Annotated in this window: 16 protein-coding genes; 10 read left to right on the top strand and 6 right to left on the bottom strand. The window is 60.6% G+C overall.

Annotation, left to right across the window (positions count from 1 at the left end; translation table 11 throughout):
- The first annotated feature begins 37 nt into the window (after nucleotides 1–37).
- The 9 genes from V1475_RS11225 to V1475_RS11185 all read left to right on the top strand — a co-directional run bounded on the left by V1475_RS11225 (nucleotide 38) and on the right by V1475_RS11185 (nucleotide 8,426).
- Entirely contained in the window at nucleotides 38–1,045 is a 1,008-nt protein-coding gene (locus V1475_RS11225) for an ABC transporter substrate-binding protein (RefSeq protein WP_479412813.1), read from the top strand.
- A gap of 67 nt (nucleotides 1,046–1,112) precedes the next feature.
- Nucleotides 1,113–1,922, top strand: a complete 810-nt coding sequence (locus V1475_RS11220; RefSeq protein WP_479412812.1) for an ABC transporter ATP-binding protein — start codon at nucleotides 1,113–1,115, stop codon at nucleotides 1,920–1,922.
- Nucleotides 1,919–2,773 (top strand): ABC transporter permease, encoded by an 855-nt coding sequence (locus V1475_RS11215; protein ID WP_479412811.1) that lies wholly within the window; start codon nucleotides 1,919–1,921, stop codon nucleotides 2,771–2,773. Before V1475_RS11220 ends, V1475_RS11215 begins: the two co-directional genes overlap by 4 nt.
- A gap of 8 nt (nucleotides 2,774–2,781) precedes the next feature.
- Nucleotides 2,782–4,095 carry a cytosine deaminase gene (locus tag V1475_RS11210; RefSeq protein WP_479412810.1) on the top strand — a complete coding sequence of 438 codons (1,314 nt, stop codon included), beginning with the start codon at nucleotides 2,782–2,784 and terminating at the stop codon, nucleotides 4,093–4,095.
- Nucleotides 4,092–5,498, top strand: a complete 1,407-nt coding sequence (locus V1475_RS11205) for an FAD-binding oxidoreductase (RefSeq protein WP_479412809.1) — start codon at nucleotides 4,092–4,094, stop codon at nucleotides 5,496–5,498. The genes V1475_RS11210 and V1475_RS11205 overlap by 4 nt, the downstream gene beginning before the upstream one ends.
- The gene (locus tag V1475_RS11200; protein ID WP_479412808.1) at nucleotides 5,495–6,094 is read left to right on the top strand and encodes an NAD(P)H-dependent oxidoreductase; all 600 of its coding nucleotides are present in this window, start codon (nucleotides 5,495–5,497) and stop codon (nucleotides 6,092–6,094) included. Before V1475_RS11205 ends, V1475_RS11200 begins: the two co-directional genes overlap by 4 nt.
- Nucleotides 6,094–6,714 carry an NAD(P)H-dependent oxidoreductase gene (locus V1475_RS11195; RefSeq protein ID WP_479412807.1) on the top strand — a complete coding sequence of 207 codons (621 nt, stop codon included), beginning with the start codon at nucleotides 6,094–6,096 and terminating at the stop codon, nucleotides 6,712–6,714. The genes V1475_RS11200 and V1475_RS11195 overlap by 1 nt, the downstream gene beginning before the upstream one ends.
- On the top strand, nucleotides 6,715–7,641 hold the full coding sequence (locus V1475_RS11190) for an isopenicillin N synthase family dioxygenase (RefSeq protein WP_479412806.1): 927 nt from the start codon (nucleotides 6,715–6,717) through the stop codon (nucleotides 7,639–7,641). It abuts the gene before it with no gap.
- The gene (locus V1475_RS11185; RefSeq protein WP_479412805.1) at nucleotides 7,638–8,426 is read left to right on the top strand and encodes a creatininase family protein; all 789 of its coding nucleotides are present in this window, start codon (nucleotides 7,638–7,640) and stop codon (nucleotides 8,424–8,426) included. The genes V1475_RS11190 and V1475_RS11185 overlap by 4 nt, the downstream gene beginning before the upstream one ends.
- A gap of 45 nt (nucleotides 8,427–8,471) precedes the next feature.
- Here V1475_RS11185 and V1475_RS11180 read toward each other — a convergent pair whose 3' ends face one another.
- From V1475_RS11180 to V1475_RS11165, 4 genes are all read right to left on the bottom strand, one after another.
- The gene (locus V1475_RS11180) at nucleotides 8,472–9,662 is read right to left on the bottom strand and encodes an ABC transporter permease (RefSeq protein ID WP_479412804.1); all 1,191 of its coding nucleotides are present in this window, start codon (nucleotides 9,660–9,662) and stop codon (nucleotides 8,472–8,474) included.
- Nucleotides 9,659–10,582 carry an ABC transporter permease gene (locus V1475_RS11175; protein ID WP_479412803.1) on the bottom strand — a complete coding sequence of 308 codons (924 nt, stop codon included), beginning with the start codon at nucleotides 10,580–10,582 and terminating at the stop codon, nucleotides 9,659–9,661. The genes V1475_RS11180 and V1475_RS11175 overlap by 4 nt, the downstream gene beginning before the upstream one ends.
- On the bottom strand, nucleotides 10,579–11,682 hold the full coding sequence (locus tag V1475_RS11170) for an ABC transporter ATP-binding protein (RefSeq protein WP_479412802.1): 1,104 nt from the start codon (nucleotides 11,680–11,682) through the stop codon (nucleotides 10,579–10,581). Before V1475_RS11170 ends, V1475_RS11175 begins: the two co-directional genes overlap by 4 nt.
- A 67-nt stretch (nucleotides 11,683–11,749) precedes the next feature.
- Entirely contained in the window at nucleotides 11,750–12,874 is a 1,125-nt protein-coding gene (locus tag V1475_RS11165; protein WP_479413969.1) for an extracellular solute-binding protein, read from the bottom strand.
- 263 nt (nucleotides 12,875–13,137) lie between these two features.
- On the opposite strand from V1475_RS11165, the gene pdxR reads away from it, so the two are divergent.
- Nucleotides 13,138–14,622 (top strand): MocR-like pyridoxine biosynthesis transcription factor PdxR, encoded by a 1,485-nt coding sequence (gene pdxR, locus V1475_RS11160; protein WP_479412801.1) that lies wholly within the window; start codon nucleotides 13,138–13,140, stop codon nucleotides 14,620–14,622.
- A gap of 168 nt (nucleotides 14,623–14,790) precedes the next feature.
- Here pdxR and V1475_RS11155 read toward each other — a convergent pair whose 3' ends face one another.
- Both V1475_RS11155 and V1475_RS11150 read right to left on the bottom strand, forming a co-directional pair.
- Entirely contained in the window at nucleotides 14,791–15,621 is an 831-nt protein-coding gene (locus V1475_RS11155) for a hypothetical protein (RefSeq protein WP_479412800.1), read from the bottom strand.
- Between the two features lie 155 nt (nucleotides 15,622–15,776).
- Entirely contained in the window at nucleotides 15,777–17,267 is a 1,491-nt protein-coding gene (locus V1475_RS11150; protein WP_479412799.1) for an aldehyde dehydrogenase family protein, read from the bottom strand.
- Nucleotides 17,268–17,308: the final 41 nt, after the last annotated feature.

Genomic DNA, 17,308 nt, shown 5'->3' with positions numbered 1-17,308 from the left:
AACGTGGTCTGCGGAGTTTCACCCACGGAGAGTTTACATGACTTTGAATCGCGTTCTCGCGGGGCTTGCCCTTGCCGCGACCACTTCCACCGCGGCCCTCACCGGCGCAATGGCCGCCGATCTGACGCCGGTGTCCTTCGGCACCAACTGGCTCGCTCAGGCCGAGCACGGCGGCTACTATCAGGCCGTGGCCGATGGCACCTATGCCGCCTGCGGTCTCGACGTGACGATCCAGCCGGGCGGTCCGCAGGTCAACAACCGCGCGCTCATGATGGCCGACAAGATCCAGTTCCACATGGGCGGCGATCTGCTTCAGGCGTTCAACGCCGCGAAAGAAGGCATCCCGGTCGTAGCCGTGGCCGCCACGTTCCAGAAACACCCGCAGGTGATCATCGCGCATCCGGGCAAGGCGAAGACCTTCGAGGATCTGAAAAACCTCACACTGCTGATCGGCGACAACGGCTTTGCCTCCTACTACCAGTGGATGATCGCCGCCTACGGTTTCACCGCCGAGCAGCGCCAGCCCTATACGTTCAACCCGGCGCCGTTCCTGGCCGATGAGAACATGGCAATGCAGGGTTTCCTGTCGTCTGAGCCCTATGTGATCGAAAAAGAAGGCGGGTTTACCCCCGATGTCTTCCTGATCGCCGACGCCGGTTACTCGACCTATGCAACCACCATTGAGACGATGCAGAAGACCATCGACGAGACCCCCGAGGCGGTGAAATGCTTTGTCGATGGCTCCGCGATCGGCTGGTACAACTACCTCTACAACGACAACTCGGCGGCAAACGAGATGATCATGGCGGACAACCCCGACATGACGCAGGACAAGATCAATTTCGCCATCGAGAAGATGAAATCCGAAGGCATCGTCGACAGCGGCGACGCGCTTGAACTCGGCATCGGCGCGATGACCGACGAGAAGATCAAGGACTTCTACGACAAGATGGTCGACGCGGGTGTGATCGAGGCGGGTCTGGACTACTCCTCCGCCTATACGCTCGATTTCACCAACCAAAAAGTTGGCATGGACCTGAAATAAGGCCCTGCCGAGAGACAAGCGGGGGCGGCATCTTCCGGCCCCGCAAATCAAGACGCGAAAGACGCACATGACCACCCCTCCCACCTCCATTCCCCCCATGGGCCAGCGTGAAAAGCTGTTGGATATGTCCAATGTGGACAAGGTTTTCAACGGCAATGTCGTAGCGCTCAAGGATATGAACCTGACCGTCAATCAGGGCGATTTCATCTCGCTTCTGGGCCCCTCGGGCTGCGGCAAATCCACGGCCCTGCGGCTGATTTCCGGGCTGATGCGCCCAACTTCGGGCCATATCACATGGGAAGGCGGCATGAAGACCGGCGACCTCGGTGTGGTGTTTCAGGAACCGACGCTGATGCCCTGGGCGACCGTCGAGCAGAACGTCTGGCTGCCGTTCCGTCTGCGTGGCAAATCCATGCGCGACGTTCAGGACGAGATCATGTGGGCGCTCAAAATGGTGGGTCTGGAGAAATTCCAGCGCGCCTACCCGCGCGAGTTGTCGGGCGGCATGAAAATGCGGGTGTCGATTGCCCGCTCGCTGGTGACAGAGCCGCGCCTCATCCTGATGGACGAACCTTTCGCGGCCTTGGACGAAATCACCCGTCACAAGCTGAACAACGACCTTTTGGAGCTGCGCGAAAAGCTCAAATGTACGGTGATTTTCGTGACCCACTCGGTGTTTGAATCCGTCTTCCTGTCGGACCGGATCGTCGTCATGGCGGCACGCCCCGGACGGGTGTCCTCCGAGGTTACGGTCGATGCGCCCTATCCGCGCACCGAAGAATTCCGCACCTCGGCAGAGTACGCAGAGCTGTGCCGAAAGGCCTCGGATGCCCTGCATATGGCAATGAACGAACATGGCGCGAGGGCCTCGGCATGAGCACAACCGATATGAATACTGCGCTTGTTGTGGACGAAGAAGAACTTCGCTACGCCCGCGCGCAAAAACGCGAGAAGATCGCCAAATGGCTCCTGCCCGTTGTGGTGATCGCGCTGGCGATTTTCCTTTGGGATCGGATCGTGGTGTGGAACGAGATCCCGCATTATATCCTGCCGGGGCCGGGACTTGTGCTCAAGACCTTGGTTCAGGACTGGGGCATGTTGTCCTCGGCGCTTTTGGTGACGCTCAAGATCACACTGGCCGCTCTGGCCGTCGCGGTGATCGGCGGCGTGGGGCTGGCGATCCTCTTCACCCAGTCGCGCTATTTCGAAATGTCGTTTTACCCCTTCGCCGTCATCCTTCAGGTGACGCCGGTGGTCTCGATTGCGCCCCTGATCTTTATCTATGTCGACAACCGGCTGGCGGCGCTTTTGCTCTGCGCGTGGATCGTGGCGTTTTTCCCGATCCTCTCGAACACCACGCTTGGCCTCAATTCCACCGACCACAACCTGCGTGATCTCTATAAAATCTACGGCGCAACGCGCTGGCAGCGGCTACGCTACCTGCAATTGCCGACCGCTCTGCCCTATTTCTTGGGCGGTCTACGCATCGCGGGCGGTCTGTCGCTGATCGGGGCGGTTGTGGCCGAATATGTGGCGGGCACCGGCGGCATCGGATCGGGGCTTGCCTTCCGTATCCTTGAAGCGGGATATCGTCTCAACATTCCGCGGATGTTCGCGGCCCTTCTTCTGATCGCAGCCACCGGCGTCGTGATCTTCACCGCAGCCTCTCTCCTGAGCCATGCTCTGCTGCACAAATGGCACGAAAGTGCGATCAAACGGGAGTCATAAGGACTTATATGAGCTTTTGCGTTCTGCCCAGCGGCGCGAAGACACTTCGAAATGTCACGGTCCCGGCCTGCCTCATCAGTCAGCCCGGCGACCTCATCACCACCGATCTGACGATCGAAAACGGCAAGATTGTAAAAACGGACGCCCTCCCGAACGTTCAAAGTCAACCGGCCGAAACTACAATCGACATTCCAGAGATCGACATGAAAGGGGCCATGGTGTTTCCGGCCTTTGTCGACATGCACACGCATCTCGACAAGGGGCATACATGGCCCCGCGCCTCGAACCCCGATGGCACTTTCATGGGCGCCTTGGAAACCGTGCGGGCGGATCATGCCAATTGGACCGCGCCCGATGTCGAGGCGCGAATGGATTTCGCCCTGCGCTGCGCTTATGCGCACGGGACCAAGGCGATCCGCACCCATATCGACAGCCTCGACAACCTCGCCGCCTCCTCTTTTGGCGTCGTCAAAAAGATGCAGGAGAAATGGGCGGGCAAGATCGAGCTTCAGGCCTCCTGTCTTGTCGCCATCGACCGGATTTTCAAGGATCAGGGCGATTTCCCGGCCATCGCGAAGATCGTCGCCGATGCGAGGCAGATCCTCGGCGCGGTCACCTACCCGGTGCCGGACCTGAAAGAACGCCTGCTGGATTTCTTCCACTACGCGATGCTCTACGATCTCAACGTCGATTTCCACGTCGACGAGACGGATGACCCCACCTCCGACACGCTGCGCACCATCGCGGAGACGGTTCTGGAACTTGGTTTCAAAAACAAGGTGACGGTCGGCCATTGCTGTTCGATCTCCGTCATGCCGGAAGAGACCGCCGATGAGATCATCGCGCTGGTCGCCAAGGCGGGTCTTAACGTCGTTTCCCTGCCGATGTGCAACATGTATCTGCAAGACCGCTACAAGGGCCGCACGCCGCGCTGGCGCGGTGTCACCATGGCGCATGAGCTGAACGCGGCGGGGGTCAATGTGTCCTTTGCGTCTGATAACACCCGCGATCCGTTCTACGCCTATGGCGATCTGGACATGATCGAGGTGATGCGCGAGGCGACCCGGATTTGCCATCTCGACCACACGGATCAGCCTTGGGTGCAGGCGTTTCTCGCCAACCCGGCGACCGCCTGTGGCTTTGACACCCCGACACTGACCGAGGGCGCGCCTGCCGATCTGGTCATCTGTAACGCACGCGGCTGGACCGAGCTATTCGCCCGGCCGCAATCCGACAGGGTGGTTTTGCGGGACGGAGATCCCATCGACCGCACCTTGCCGTCCTACTCTGAGCTTGATGAAATCGTGAGTGTGAAATCATGAAACCGAATGTCGCTGCCGCCATGGCCGAACTCTCCCATCTGGAGATCGACGAAAACCCCGCCACCGTCCGCAACAAATCGCGGGATTTCTTTTGGTATTCCCCGGTTCTGAAAGCCGAGATGGATCACCTTGAGGCGGATTTCGTGGTCAATCCGAAATCCGAAGACGAGGTCATCGAGGTTCTCAAGACCTGCTACAAACATGACGTCCCCGTCACCTGTCGTGGCGGCGGCACCGGCAACTATGGCCAGGCGATGCCCTTGGCCGGGGGCTGCGTCATGCATCTGACGGGCATGAACAAGATCAAGGAGATCGGCGCGGGCTATGTCGTGGCCGAGCCGGGGATCATCATGAAGGATCTCGACACCGAGCTGAAGACAAAGTCCGGTCAGGAATTGCGTATGATCCCCTCGACCTATTCGCAGGCCTCGCTTGGAGGCTTTATCGCGGGCGGTTCCGGCGGGGTTGGGTCGGCCAACTGGGGCGCACTGCGTGACCTGGGCAATATCGACCGGCTGCGGGTGATCACCATGGAGGCCGAGCCGCGCGCGCTGGAGTTTACCGGCGAAGAGCTGCACCGCGTCTCCCACGCTTACGGCACCAACGGCATCATCACCGAGATCGAAATGCCGCTCGCCCCCGCCTATGAGTGGGTCGAGATGTTCGTGCGCTTCGATACCTTCCGCATGGCGACCGAATTCGCCGGTCAACTCACCGCTGAGCCGGGCATCCTGATCAAACTTGCCTCAGTCTACGCCGCCCCCATCGCGCATAAGTATTTTCAGCGTGTGAAGGCCCATGTCACCGAGAATGACCACCTCTGCGGCGTCATGGTCGCGCCGCATTCCATGGCCGGGTTCCAGACCCTTCTGGACCGTTATGAGGGTGGCGAGGTCATTTACCGCTCTGACGATGTGAAATGGGACCGCCATCCCGGGCCGATCTATGAATATGGCTGGAACCACACCACCTTGCGGGCGCTGAAGTTCGAGAAAGACCTGACCTATCTTCAGGTCCGCTATGGCGATGACATCGAGAAGATCATGAAGGCCTATGAGACCTTCAAAGACGATCTCTACATGCACCTCGAAGTCATGCGCGAGGGCGCGGGCCTGTCGTTCGCGGGCCTGCCGATTGTCTTCCCGAAGGACAAAGCCCAGCTCGACGATCTGGTCGCCAAACACGAGGCGATGGATTGCATGATCTTCAACCCGCACCGCTACACGTTGGAAGAAGGCGGGCGTCAGTCGACCGACAAACGCCAGCTCGATTTCAAACGCGAGGCGGACCCGAAAGGCTTGCTCAATCCTGGCAAAATGATCGCCTGGGACGAGCCGGATTTCGATTATGCGGATATGTATTCCTACGCCAAGATCACGCCGAAACCAGAGGTCGCGGAATGAGCGCTGCCGCCTCGAAAGGCCGCGTTCTCGTCCTTTACGCCCACCCCTGCCCCGAAAGCTTCAACGCGGCAGTGCATGAGGTGGTCGTGGAGACGCTGAAAAAATCCGGTTGGGAGGTCGACGATTGCGATCTCAATGCCGAAGGGTTTCAGCCGGTTCTGACCACCGAAGACCGCCGGGGCTATCACGACGAGCCGGAGAATATCGAACCTGTGCGCGACTATGTCGAACGGCTACAGGCCGCCGACGCGCTCGTCATGGTCTTCCCGGTGTGGAATTTCGGCTATCCGGCGATCCTCAAGGGCTTTCTCGACCGGATTTTCCTTCCGGGCGTGTCGTTCAAACTGGTGGACGGCAAGGTCCGTCCGGGTCTGACCAACATCAAAAAGCTCTACGCCTGCACCACCTATGGCGGCACCCGTTGGCGCGCGATCCAGAATGCTGATCCGCCGCGCAAGACGGTCACCCGCGCGGTGTGGTACGCCTGCGGCATGCCGAAGAAAAAATACATCGCGTGTTACGACATGAACCGCAATGAAGCGCCCAAGCTCAAACGCTACTTGGAGCGGGTGCGACGCGAGATGGAGGCGATGTGATGCAACGCGCGCTCGTCGTCTATTGCCACCCGCGCGACACGTCGTTCAATCGCGGGATCAAGGACCTTGTGGTGTCACGGCTGGAAACCGCCGGTGTCGAATATCGCCTGCGCGATCTCTACGCTGAAGGCTTCGATCCTCGGCTGACCGCCCATGAGCATGAGATTTACGAAAACATCCCGGAAAACCGCGCCCTCGTGGATCGCGATTGCACCGATCTGGAATGGTGCGACAGCCTGATTTTCGTCTATCCGACCTGGTGGTACGGGCTGCCCGCGATGCTCAAGGGCTGGCTCGACCGCGTCATGGTGCCGGGCGTGAGTTTCATCATGCCCGAGACCATCGGCGGCGACATCAAACCGGGGCTGACGCATATCAAGAAGCTCGGGGTGTTCACCACCTGCGGTGCCTCGCGTTGGCTGACGTTTTTCGTCGGTGCGCCGGGCAAACGCACCCTGATGCGCGGGCTTCGGGTGATCCTGGCCAAACGCTGCAAAACCGCCTTTGCCGCACATTTCCTGATGGACAGCTCGACGCCTGAGAGCCGCGCCAAACACCTGACACGGGTGCAAAAACGGCTCGACAAGCTGATTGCTGCCCCAACCCCAAAGGAGGGATAAATGGATATTCCCGTTCTGGACTGGCAACGCTTTGCCACTGGCTCCGACGTGGATGGCTTTGTGCGTGACCTTGGCCACGCCTGCCGCGACACCGGATTTTTCCTGATCTCAGGCCATGGCATCCCGGAGGCGTTGATTGCCGACGTCTTCGCCCAGGGCGACGCCTTTTTCGCCCTGCCCATGGCCGAGAAATCCAAGATCGACATCCGCAAAAACCCGCACAATCGTGGCTGGGCCTGTCAGGGGTCCGAAGCGCTGGACGAAAAATCCGGCCTGATGGACCAGAAAGAGGCCTATAACGTCGGCTTCGATCTTGCCTCCGACGATCCGCGCGTTCTGGCGGGCGAACCGTTTCGCGGCGTGAATGTCTGGCCGGACCTGCCCGGTTTCCGCGACACGATGCTCACCTATTATGATGAGGTCCTTAACCTCGGCGTGGCGCTGCACCGGGCGTTCGAGATGGATCTCGACCTGCCCGAAGGCTATTTCCCGCCGCATTTCACCGAACCCATGGCGACGCTGCGCATTCTGTCTTACCCGGCAGCCCCCGAAGGAGAGGGTATCGGCGCGGGCGCGCATTCGGACTACGGCTCTGTCACCCTGTTGATGACCGATGGCGTCGCCGGGCTTCAGGTCAAACCGCGCGGCGGCGACTGGATGGATGTGCCGCATGTGCCCGGGGCCTATGTGGTCAATATCGGGGACTGTCTGATGCGCTGGTCCAACGACATCTATATCTCGACCCCGCACCGGGTTTTGCCGCCGAAAACCGCGCGGCGCTCGATCGCGTTTTTCCTCGACCCAAACCCGGACAGCCTGCTCGAAGCGCTCCCCGGAACGGGAGAGGCCAAATACCCGGCCATGACCGGCGCGCAGTATCTGCGCTCGCGCCTGATGGCCACCTATGCAATGGAAGACAACTCATGAAACGCTATGACTGGGCGGAGTACCGCACCACGGAATTCGCCGACTTCGATCCCGAAAAGACCATTGTGATCCTGCCCACCGCCGCCGTGGAACAACACGGACCGCATCTTCCTGTGGGGGTGGACACTTATATCAACGAGGGCATGCTCACGGAACTTCGCGCCACCTGCCCCGACGATGTCACGATCCTGATCCTGCCGGTTCAGGCCGTGGGCAAATCGAACGAACACATCCACGCCAAGGGCACGCTGACCTATACGGCCAAGACCGCTTTGGATGCCTGGACCGAGATCGGGTTGTCCGTGGCGCGGGCCGGTCTCAAGAAGATGGTGATCGTCAATTCCCATGGCGGGAATCTCGATCTCATCTCCATTCTGGGGCGTGAGCTGCGGGTGCATGCCGGGATGATGGTGGTGAAATGCCAATGGGGCAATTTCGGCAAGCCGGAGGGCATGTATTCCACGCAGGAAAGCACCTATGGCATCCACGGCGGCGATTTCGAGACCTCGCTCATGCTGCATTTCAAACCGCATCTGGTGGATATGACAAAGGCGGAAGATTTCCGCTCGACGGCCGAGACCGCGCCGATTTCGCCCATCGGGCCGGTGAACCTTGCATGGGTATCGAAGGACCTGAACCCGGCAGGCACCGTGGGTGAGGCGCATCTGGCGACGGCTGAGAAGGGCAAGGCGACCGCCGCGCATATGGTGGCGGGCTTTATCGAGATGCTCAAAGAGTTCCGCGATCTGCCGACCGCGGGCTATGAGCGCACGATCCCGGACTAAGCTCTCCGGCAAGGGCGGAAAAAGGGGGCCTTTCGGCCCCCTTTCTTATTCCTCTGTCTTCGGGGCGGTGATCCCCCCGAAGGCCCCGCCAAAGGCCGACGGGCTTTCCGGTTTCGGCGTCGCAGGCGCTGCCGGAGCCGGTGTCCCCACGCCCCCGAACGCCCCGCCAAAGGCACTATCCGGTTTCGGCACGGTGACGCCCTGCTGCGCCTGTTCCGCTTCGATCTTGGCGCGCTGCTCGGCCCGAAGCGCCTCCTGACGGTCGAGCTTCTCCTGAAGGATCGCCGCTTCGCACTGGCCGCTGTCGTATTGCGAACCCGCATAAGAAATCCCGCCGATCACCGCCACGAGAATGGCGAAGACCACGCCCGGATGGGTCAGCGCCCGCGTCACCGGATTGGCGTAAAGGGCCGAGCGCGCGGCGCGGCCTCCGGATTCGGCCTCTCTGCGGCGCTGGAACGCTTCGTTGGTCAAAGCCCCGACCAAGGTGATGGTGATGATGATCACCGCCAAAGCCGACAAAGACGGATCGGTGCCGTGGCGCACCTTGGAGGCCAAGGCCGTGGTAAACGTGCTTTCCGAGAGTACCGTGAACACGGTGGTGTTGTAATTCTCGAAGCTCGCCAGCAGCGTGATGAAGGCCGCAGACCCAATCGCGGGCGCCATAAAAGGCAGAAGGATCTTGCGAAACGCCTGCCCCGGCGTGGCGCCAAGGTCCAAAGCCGCCTCCGTCTGGGTCGCGTCAAAGCGCTGAAGCCGCGCGATGAAGACCAACATGGCATAGGCCGAGACAAAGGTGATCTGGCCGACGATGGTCAGGAAATAGCCGTTGTAGAGCAACCCGGCCCCGATGCCGCGCGTGATCTGGCCCCAGAGCACGATGGTCGAAATCCCCAAAACAACGCCGGGGATCAGGATCGGCAGGATCAGCACGGTGTAGAGCATCGAGCGCAGTTTCGCGGGCAATTCCGAAAGCGCCAAAGCTCCCGCAAGCCCGATGGGCACCGCCAAAGCCACGACCCCCACGCCAATGATCACCGAGTTCAGCAGACCTTCCATCAGGCGCGCATTGCCGAACAGCTCATTGAACCAATTGGTCGTGAAACACTCCCAAGGCGCGACCCGCGGGAATTTCGACGAGTTGAACGCGGTCGCCGCCATGATGATCAACGGGCCGAACAGGAAGGAGAAAAACGCAAGCGCATAGGCGCCACCGAAAATGGTATTCCTGCTCATTTGCCGATCTCCCCGACAGAGACCTTGAACACGCGCATCATCAGGAGGACGAAGCTGATACAGGTGAGAAGCAAGACGACGGCATAGGCCGAGCCTCTGGGCCAGTTCGAGCTCTCATTGAACCACTGATAAATCAGCTGCGTGAACCACAGGGACGATGGCCCACCCAAGATTTGCGGCGCGGCCAAGGCACCTGCGGTGAGCATAAAAACCATGGTCGCCCCCGACACGATCCCCGGTTTCGCCATTGGCAGAACCACCCGCCAATGCACCCGCCACAAAGGTGCGCCCATGTCGCGGGCCGCTTCGACCTGGGTATGATCCAGCGCTTCGACGGCGTTGTAGATCGGGAAGATCATCAACAGAATATAGGCATAGGCGAGGCCACAATAGAGCGCCACATCTGCGCGGATGAAATCCACCGGCGCGTCCCAAAGCCCGAGCTGCATCCCCCAGGTGTTGACGACGCCCGTCGAGCCAAACAGCACGCGAAAGGCAAAAGCGCGCAGAATCTCGTTGATCCAATAGGGAATGATCAGCCCGATCACCATGAGACGGGCGGCAAGGCCCTTGGCCCCATGGGCGAGAATATAGGCGATGGGATAGCAGATGAGCACATCAATCAAAGTCACGATCAGCGCCGCAATCAGCGTGCGCACAAGGATCATGATGTCGAGCGTGTTGACCGAACCGTCGTTGTTGAAGAAGAAACTGCGGTACTGATCGAGCGTGTAGTGATCCGCCTCGGTGCCAAGCTGATCGGCCGGCAGATTGAAACGGAAGGAATAATCCAGCATCGAAAGCTGCGGCAGGGTGATGAACAAGACGACCCAAAGCGTGACGGAAATGGCGACGAACAGGGCCGCGCCCATGCCGTGTTTGGCCAACAGAGTGTTATAAGCGAGTTTCAACTGTTTCATGTTTCGCTCGCCATATGCCCGAGCGGAAGGATAGTGCCATTCATCGGCGCGAAGCCCAGAGACAGGCTTTCGCCCTGCCCCGGCAAGCTCCCGGCGAGCCCCGCGTTGACCATGGAAATGCGCAGCTCGTTCTCACCGGCTTTCGCAAAAACATGGTTGGTCGCGCCTTCGAATTCCTGACGTGCGAGCGTCGCTTGGAACGCGTTCTCAGAGGCTCCGGGGATCAGTTGTTCGGGCCGCACAAACAAGAGCGCCTGATCGCCCACCTTGTATTTGCGCCCGCCACCGACGCGGGCTTCGAACGTGCCCATCGGCGTCTCAAGCGCGGCCGTCTCGCCAGACTGGCCCTTGATCACGCCTTGCAACGCGTTGTTTTCGCCTACGAAAGAGGCCACGAAAGCCGAGCGCGGGCGGTTATAGATGCGATCCGGCTCGCCCACCTGTTCGATCACGCCCCGGCTCATCACCGCCACACGGTCGGACATGGTCAGCGCCTCACCCTGATCGTGGGTGATGTAGATGAAGGTCACGCCAACCTGTTTTTGAATGGCGCGCAGCTCCGTGCGCATATGCTGGCGCAGCTTGAGATCGAGCGCAGAGAGCGGCTCGTCGAGCAAGAGAATATCCGGCTCAACAGCCAAAGCGCGCGCAATCGCCACGCGCTGTTTCTGCCCGCCAGACAGCTCCCCCGGTTTCTTGTCGCCGATCCCCGGCAGGGCGATCATCTCCAACAACTCGTCCGCCTTCTTGCGCCGCTCTTTCTTCGAGACGCCCCGCACCTCCAAAGGAAAGGCGATGTTCTCGGCCACGGTCATCAGGGGGAACAAGGCGAGGTGTTGGAAAATCAAAGCGGTCGGGCGTTTGTTCGGACCGACGCCCGCCATATCCTTGCCCCCGATCAGAACCTTGCCCTCGGTCGGCTCGGAAAAGCCGGAAATACAGCGCAGCATCGTGGTTTTGCCGCAGCCGGAGGGGCCAAGAAAGGAAAAGAATTCGCCGGAATTGATCTTGAGATTGGCGTTGTCGACGGCGGTGAAATTGCCGAAGCGGATCGTGACGTGATCGAGGAGGACGGAGCGATCTGGGAGGGTCTCGGGCATGTTGCCTCTCTTATGAATTTAGGTATGAAAAGGCCCCGCGCGCAATGGGCGGGGCCTGATCGCAGACTTATGCGGAGAGGAATTTGTTGGTGAACTCGGTGCGCATTTCCGAGTACCACGGGGCTTCCGCAGGCCATGCGTTGAGGTTCGCCAAAGCCTCGCCCGGATAGGCATCGGCAAAGTTCTTGGCGTAGATCTCGCCGCCGAAGGCATCCGCGCCCAGAACCGGCGAGTTGTAGCCATGGGTCTTGATCGCCTCACCGGCCCACTCGGGGTTGTAGCAAGCGTCGATGAAGGCATAGACCTGCTCGATGTTCTTGGCGCCCGTCGGCATCGCCATGCCGTCAACCCAAGCCATCGCGCCCTCGACCGGCGCACGGTACATCACCGGCTCGCCTTCGTTTTTCAGCGCGATTGGCGGACCGTCCCAGGTCTGACCAACAACGACGCCTTCGTTCAAAAGACCGTTTTTCTGGGTGTCGGCGTCGCTCCAGATCAGCTTGATATTGCCTTTCTTTTCAATCGCGTGCTCGACGACCTTGGTCCAGACCTCGGTCATTTTCTCAGGAGACTCGTAAGCCGCCCACATGGAGCCCGGCTCCATCATGCCAAGGCGTTCCATGCCAAGGCCGAGCCCCAGGAGCATGGAGTGTCCGCGGCCCATGGTTTTGCCAGCGTTGGCGTCATCCCAGATGTCGTAGTACGACGGGAACTCGCCCGCCGGGGTGAACATGTCGGTGCGCCACGCGACCCCCTCGGTGCCCCAGATATGCGGCACCCAGCAGCAGCCACCGAAATTCCAGTGCTTTTCGCCCAGAGCCATCGCCGGGTTGACCTTTTCGATGGCGATTTTCGTCATATCGAAGGGCTGCAAGAGGCCAAGCTCGGCCCAGAGGAGGTTGCGGTTGACGGTCGGCGAGACGATGTCGAAGCCTTCGCCATTCGTGGCTTTCAGCTTGTTGATGATCTCCTCGTTGGAACCAATGCCGGTGAAATTCAGCTTGATTCCAGTGGACCCCTCAAAGGCCGACACGAAGCTCTCCGGCAGGTAGTCGGACCACATCATCACGTTGATTTCGCCGGAGGAGGCCAGCGCTGCGCGGCTCACGAGGGCCGGTGCGGCGAGACCGCCCATAACCGTCGCGGTGCCTTTCAGGAACGAGCGGCGTTTGAGGCCACTGGTGGTTTTGATGTTCGTCATGTCACTCCCCGTGAACGTATTTGCTGTTATTCGGTTTATTGTTATCCGGCGGCAGGACCGTGGCCCGAAACCGCTCATGCAAAAGCCTAAAGGGCGGGCTTTTGCGCAATTTAGAGCCAGAATTGGCAAATTATGGTGCCAGAGGGGCTTTCCTCCTGCCGCCTTTCGTGCTGCACAATAGAGTGGCGCTTGACCCGCTGCTTTGCTCGTCTCAAGGCAGGATCGGGACCGTGCACAAATCCATGAGAGGCCACATGCTCGACCGTTATTTCGAACAGCCCTTCGATCAAAGCGCCTCGCTCCAGCACCAGATTCAGGAACGGCTCATTCAAGCGATCCTCGACGGTGCGCTCTCGCCGGTCGATCCGCTGCCCTCGTCACGCGAATTCGCCAAGACGCTGAAAGTCTCGCGCAACACGATTTCCATCGTCTACGAGCGGCTGCATCAGGATGGGTTCATCACCGCAAAACCCCGGCGTGGGTATTTCATCGACGAGAATTTCGTGCGCGAGAAACTCAATGTCGCACCGCCACGACGGCAGATTGGTGCAGGCACGCGCGCCGATTTTTCGCGTTTCCTGCCGCGCCGCTTCACCGAACAGCTCAACATCGCCAAACGCGCCGACTGGCGACGCTTTCCCTACCCGTTCATCTACGGTCAGGTCGGGCGCGACGACATTTCGGTGGCCCGCTGGCGCGATTGTCTGCGCCGGGCGGGCACCACACGGCATGTCGGCACATGGGCCGACGATCTGTTCGACAGCGACGATCCGCTTCTGCTCGAACAAATCTCGCGGCGGGTGCTGCCGCAGCGCGGCTTTCGCGCCGGGCCCGACGAATTGCTGATCACGGTGGGGGCGCAAAACGCGATCTGGATGGTCGCCAACCTGTTCCTCGGACCCGGTCGGGTGATCCATGTCGAAGACCCCGGCTATGTCGATGCGCGCAACATTTTCAAAGCCCAAGGCGCCGAAGTCATTCCCTCGCCCGTGGATCGCAACGGATTGAAACCCGGGGAAAATATGGCCGGGACCAATCTCGTCTATGTGACCCCCGGCCACCAAAGCCCCACGAATATCACCATGCCGATGGAGCGTCGATTGGCGCTTTTGGAGGCGGCTTCGACCCATGATTTCCTGATCCTCGAAGACGATTACGAACATGAACTGAACTTCGTCGGCGCGCAGCATCCGACGCTCAAGGCGCTCGATGGTACGGGCCGTGTGATCCATATCGGCTCGCTCACCAAACCGCTGTTTCCCGGCATTCGGCTGGGCTTTGTCGCCGCCGATCCGGCGGTGATCCGCGAGATGCGGGCGCTCCGACGACTGATGTATCGCCACCCTTCGGCGCTGGCACAACGGGCCATGGCGCTGTTTCTCTCCGAAGGCCATTACGACGCGCATATCCGCCGCCACCGCCGGGGCATGGCCGATAAATGGCGGGAAATGTTGAGAGAAATCGACCGGCAACTGCCCGATTGCGAGTTGACCATGACCACCGGCGGCTCCGGCGTCTGGCTGGCCCTGCCGCAAGACATGGACGCGGGTGCGGTCAAGGCGGAGGCCGAAGCGCGCGGCGTTTTGGTCGAGGACGGCACGCCGCATTACCTGCGCGCGGATGCCCCGCGCAACCGGCTCCGGCTTGGGTTCGGGGCGATTGATCTGGCCAAAATTGCGCCGGGGATTGCGGAGCTGAAAGCGGCGATCGAAACGGTACGGACCTGCCCCGAAAGCTGAATTTTCCCTGTCGGCAAAGCGTCGGACATATGTCGGACTTTTGTCGGGCATGATGCCGGCCCCGGCAGGCCGTGGTATCGACGCCCCACTCAAACGCGGAGTTGTGATCTCGGGGAAGGAGGATGGGCTGCTCTGCGGGACAAAGCCGACATTTGCCATAGGTGCCGTTCAGCAGTCATCCGGCTCGCCCTCAATCATAAATAGCTTTGGTCGAAACAGCCCTTTTAAAGCGGCACGGCGACGAGAAAACAGTGCGAAATCACTGACAACCTCGCCGAGCTCCGCCGTAAGTTGCACAAGATATCCAGACCCGATCTCTTCGACCGGAAATCCTGCCGATCGGAGTGCCGCGACATCAACCTCCTGCGCGTAGGGCCCTCCAAACCACGAAGCCCAGCCAGGATTGGTGAGCCCAGAATACTGGGAGTTCAAATCTCCCGCGCGAAACCCGGTGAAGAAGCTTCCGCCCAGATAGTGGGACCATGCCTGTTGTTGCACCTCGTCGACGCCGCGCCATAACTCACCGCGCGGCGCGCCGGCGTTCGGGCCATCCTGCAACACAAGCGGATGTAAAATCGCCGCATAGGGTTGCGTCAGGAGGCACCATTCACGAAACAACCCTGCCCAGTCGATTTCAGGCCGATGCTGCGCCCAAAATTTGATGTGGCTGAACTGCGGGTGCCCCCGCGGCTTGGTTGCGCCCGCAAAGCTGATAGCCCCCTGTGATTTGGCTATCCGTTTGCGCACCCAGTGAAAGTCCTGCGTGAACTCTGACTTGGCGCCTTCAGCCTCTATCGTCGCCTTGAGCGCCCAATGCGCACAACAGTCGGTGAGCGCGCCGACGTCGCTGCCGTTGCGGCTTGAAACTTCGGCAAAGGAAGCAACACGTTGGGGGATGAGCTTGGGGGTGGAAAACACCGTAGACAGCAACCTCTCGCCATCCTCCCAAGAGGTTAGGTCTTTCTGGGTTTTAATCCCAATGACGAGGTCGGATTTCATCGATAGCTCCGGAAAGGCAGCATAAGAGCACGGCCGTTTTGAATACCCTATACTACGAGCGTAGGCTGCAACATGGCAATGCCGCGCAAAGCCGGGACAAAGGCCTCAAAGCCGACTTCCGCCGCTGTCTGCTCGTGTCGCCCAATGTGCCCCTCTCAGTCCATCGCGATCACAATCGTCTTCGAGCGGGTGAAATGCGCCAGCATGGCTTCCAGCGACGCTTCCTTACCCAGACCCGAGCGGCCGAACCCGCCATAGGAGACGTTGGGCTGGATCGTGAGGTTCTGGTTCACCTGCACATAGCCCGCGTTGAGGCGCGAGGTGGCGTCCAGCGCCGTGGAGAGGTCTTCGGTCCAGACCGAGGCGGCGAGGCCATAGCGGCTGTCGTTGGCTTTGGCGATCACGTCCTCGTAGTCGGACCATTTCTGGATCGCGGCCACCGGGCCAAAGATTTCGTCGCGCAGGCAGGGGTGATCTTCGGGCAGGTCGAGCAGAAGCGTCGGCATGGCGAAGAGATCGGGGGAGAGCGCACTGTCCTCAGGCATCTGGCCACAACGGACCACTTTGGCGCCAGCGGTGGCCTCGGCCTTGGCAACGTAATCGGAGACCACCTTGGCCTGTTTGGCGTTGATGATCGTGCCGATGTCGGTGGCCTCGTCCAATGGATCGCCGATTTTGAGCGCGTTCAGATCGGCGACAAGGGCGTCGAGGAAGGCGTCATAGAGGCTTTCGTGGACATAGATGCGCGAGGAGGCGGTGCAGCTTTGGCCCTGACGGGTGAAGCGCATGCCGGCGATGGCGCCGGGGACGGCCTTGGACAGTTTGGCGTCGGCGCAGACGATCATCGGGCTTTTGCCGCCGAGTTCGAGAGAGACCGGCACGATGCGCTCAGCCCCGGCTTTGTAGACGATCTCGCCCACCTCTTCGGAGCCGGTGAAGGTGATTTTCGCCACATCCGGGTGGGCGGTGAGCGCCGCGCCGCAATTCGGGCCGTCACCGTTGATCACGTTCAAGACGCCCGCAGGCAGATGCTCCATGACGATCTCGGCGGCGAGATATGTGGCGAAGGGCGCATCCTCAGACGCCTTGACGACGACCGTGTTGCCCGCGACCAAAGCGGGGGCGATTTTGAGCATCATGAGGACCAGCGGCACGTTCCACGGCACGATGGCGGCGACCACGCCGAGAGGTTCGCGGGTGGTCATGGTCAACATACGCGGGCTGAAGGGGATGGTTTCGCCTTTGAGTTCCGAGCCCAATCCGCCATAGAATTCAAGGATATCGGCGGCGGTTTTGACCTCGCCCCGGCATTCGGTGCGGATCGCTTTGCCGGTCTCGCGGGCCAGAACCTGAGCCACCAATTCGACATTCTCCAAAAGCGCGCGGCCTGCGGCGGCGACGCGTTTGCCGCGCTCGCGGGCCGGGATCAAAGCCCAGGCCGCCCCCGCCGCTTTCGCCGCCTGCACGGCTGCGTCGGTTTCGGCCGGACCGGAGGCGGCGGCCCTGCCCAAAAGCGCCCCGGTGGCCGGGTTCAACACATCGAGGCCGGAGGCGGTGGGCACACGGGCACCGCCCACGAGGTTGAGGGTTTCATAGGCCGCGATGACGGCCTGCGGGTCGGGGAATTGGGATGCGATCTGGCTCATGCCTCTTGCATTGCCCGAAAATCCGGCCCGGCAAAGATACC

The sequence above is a fragment of the Celeribacter sp. SCSIO 80838 genome, from assembly GCF_056498065.1.
Note: the sequence above shows the minus strand (reverse complement) of the source record. Positions and strands in the feature narration are given on the sequence as shown.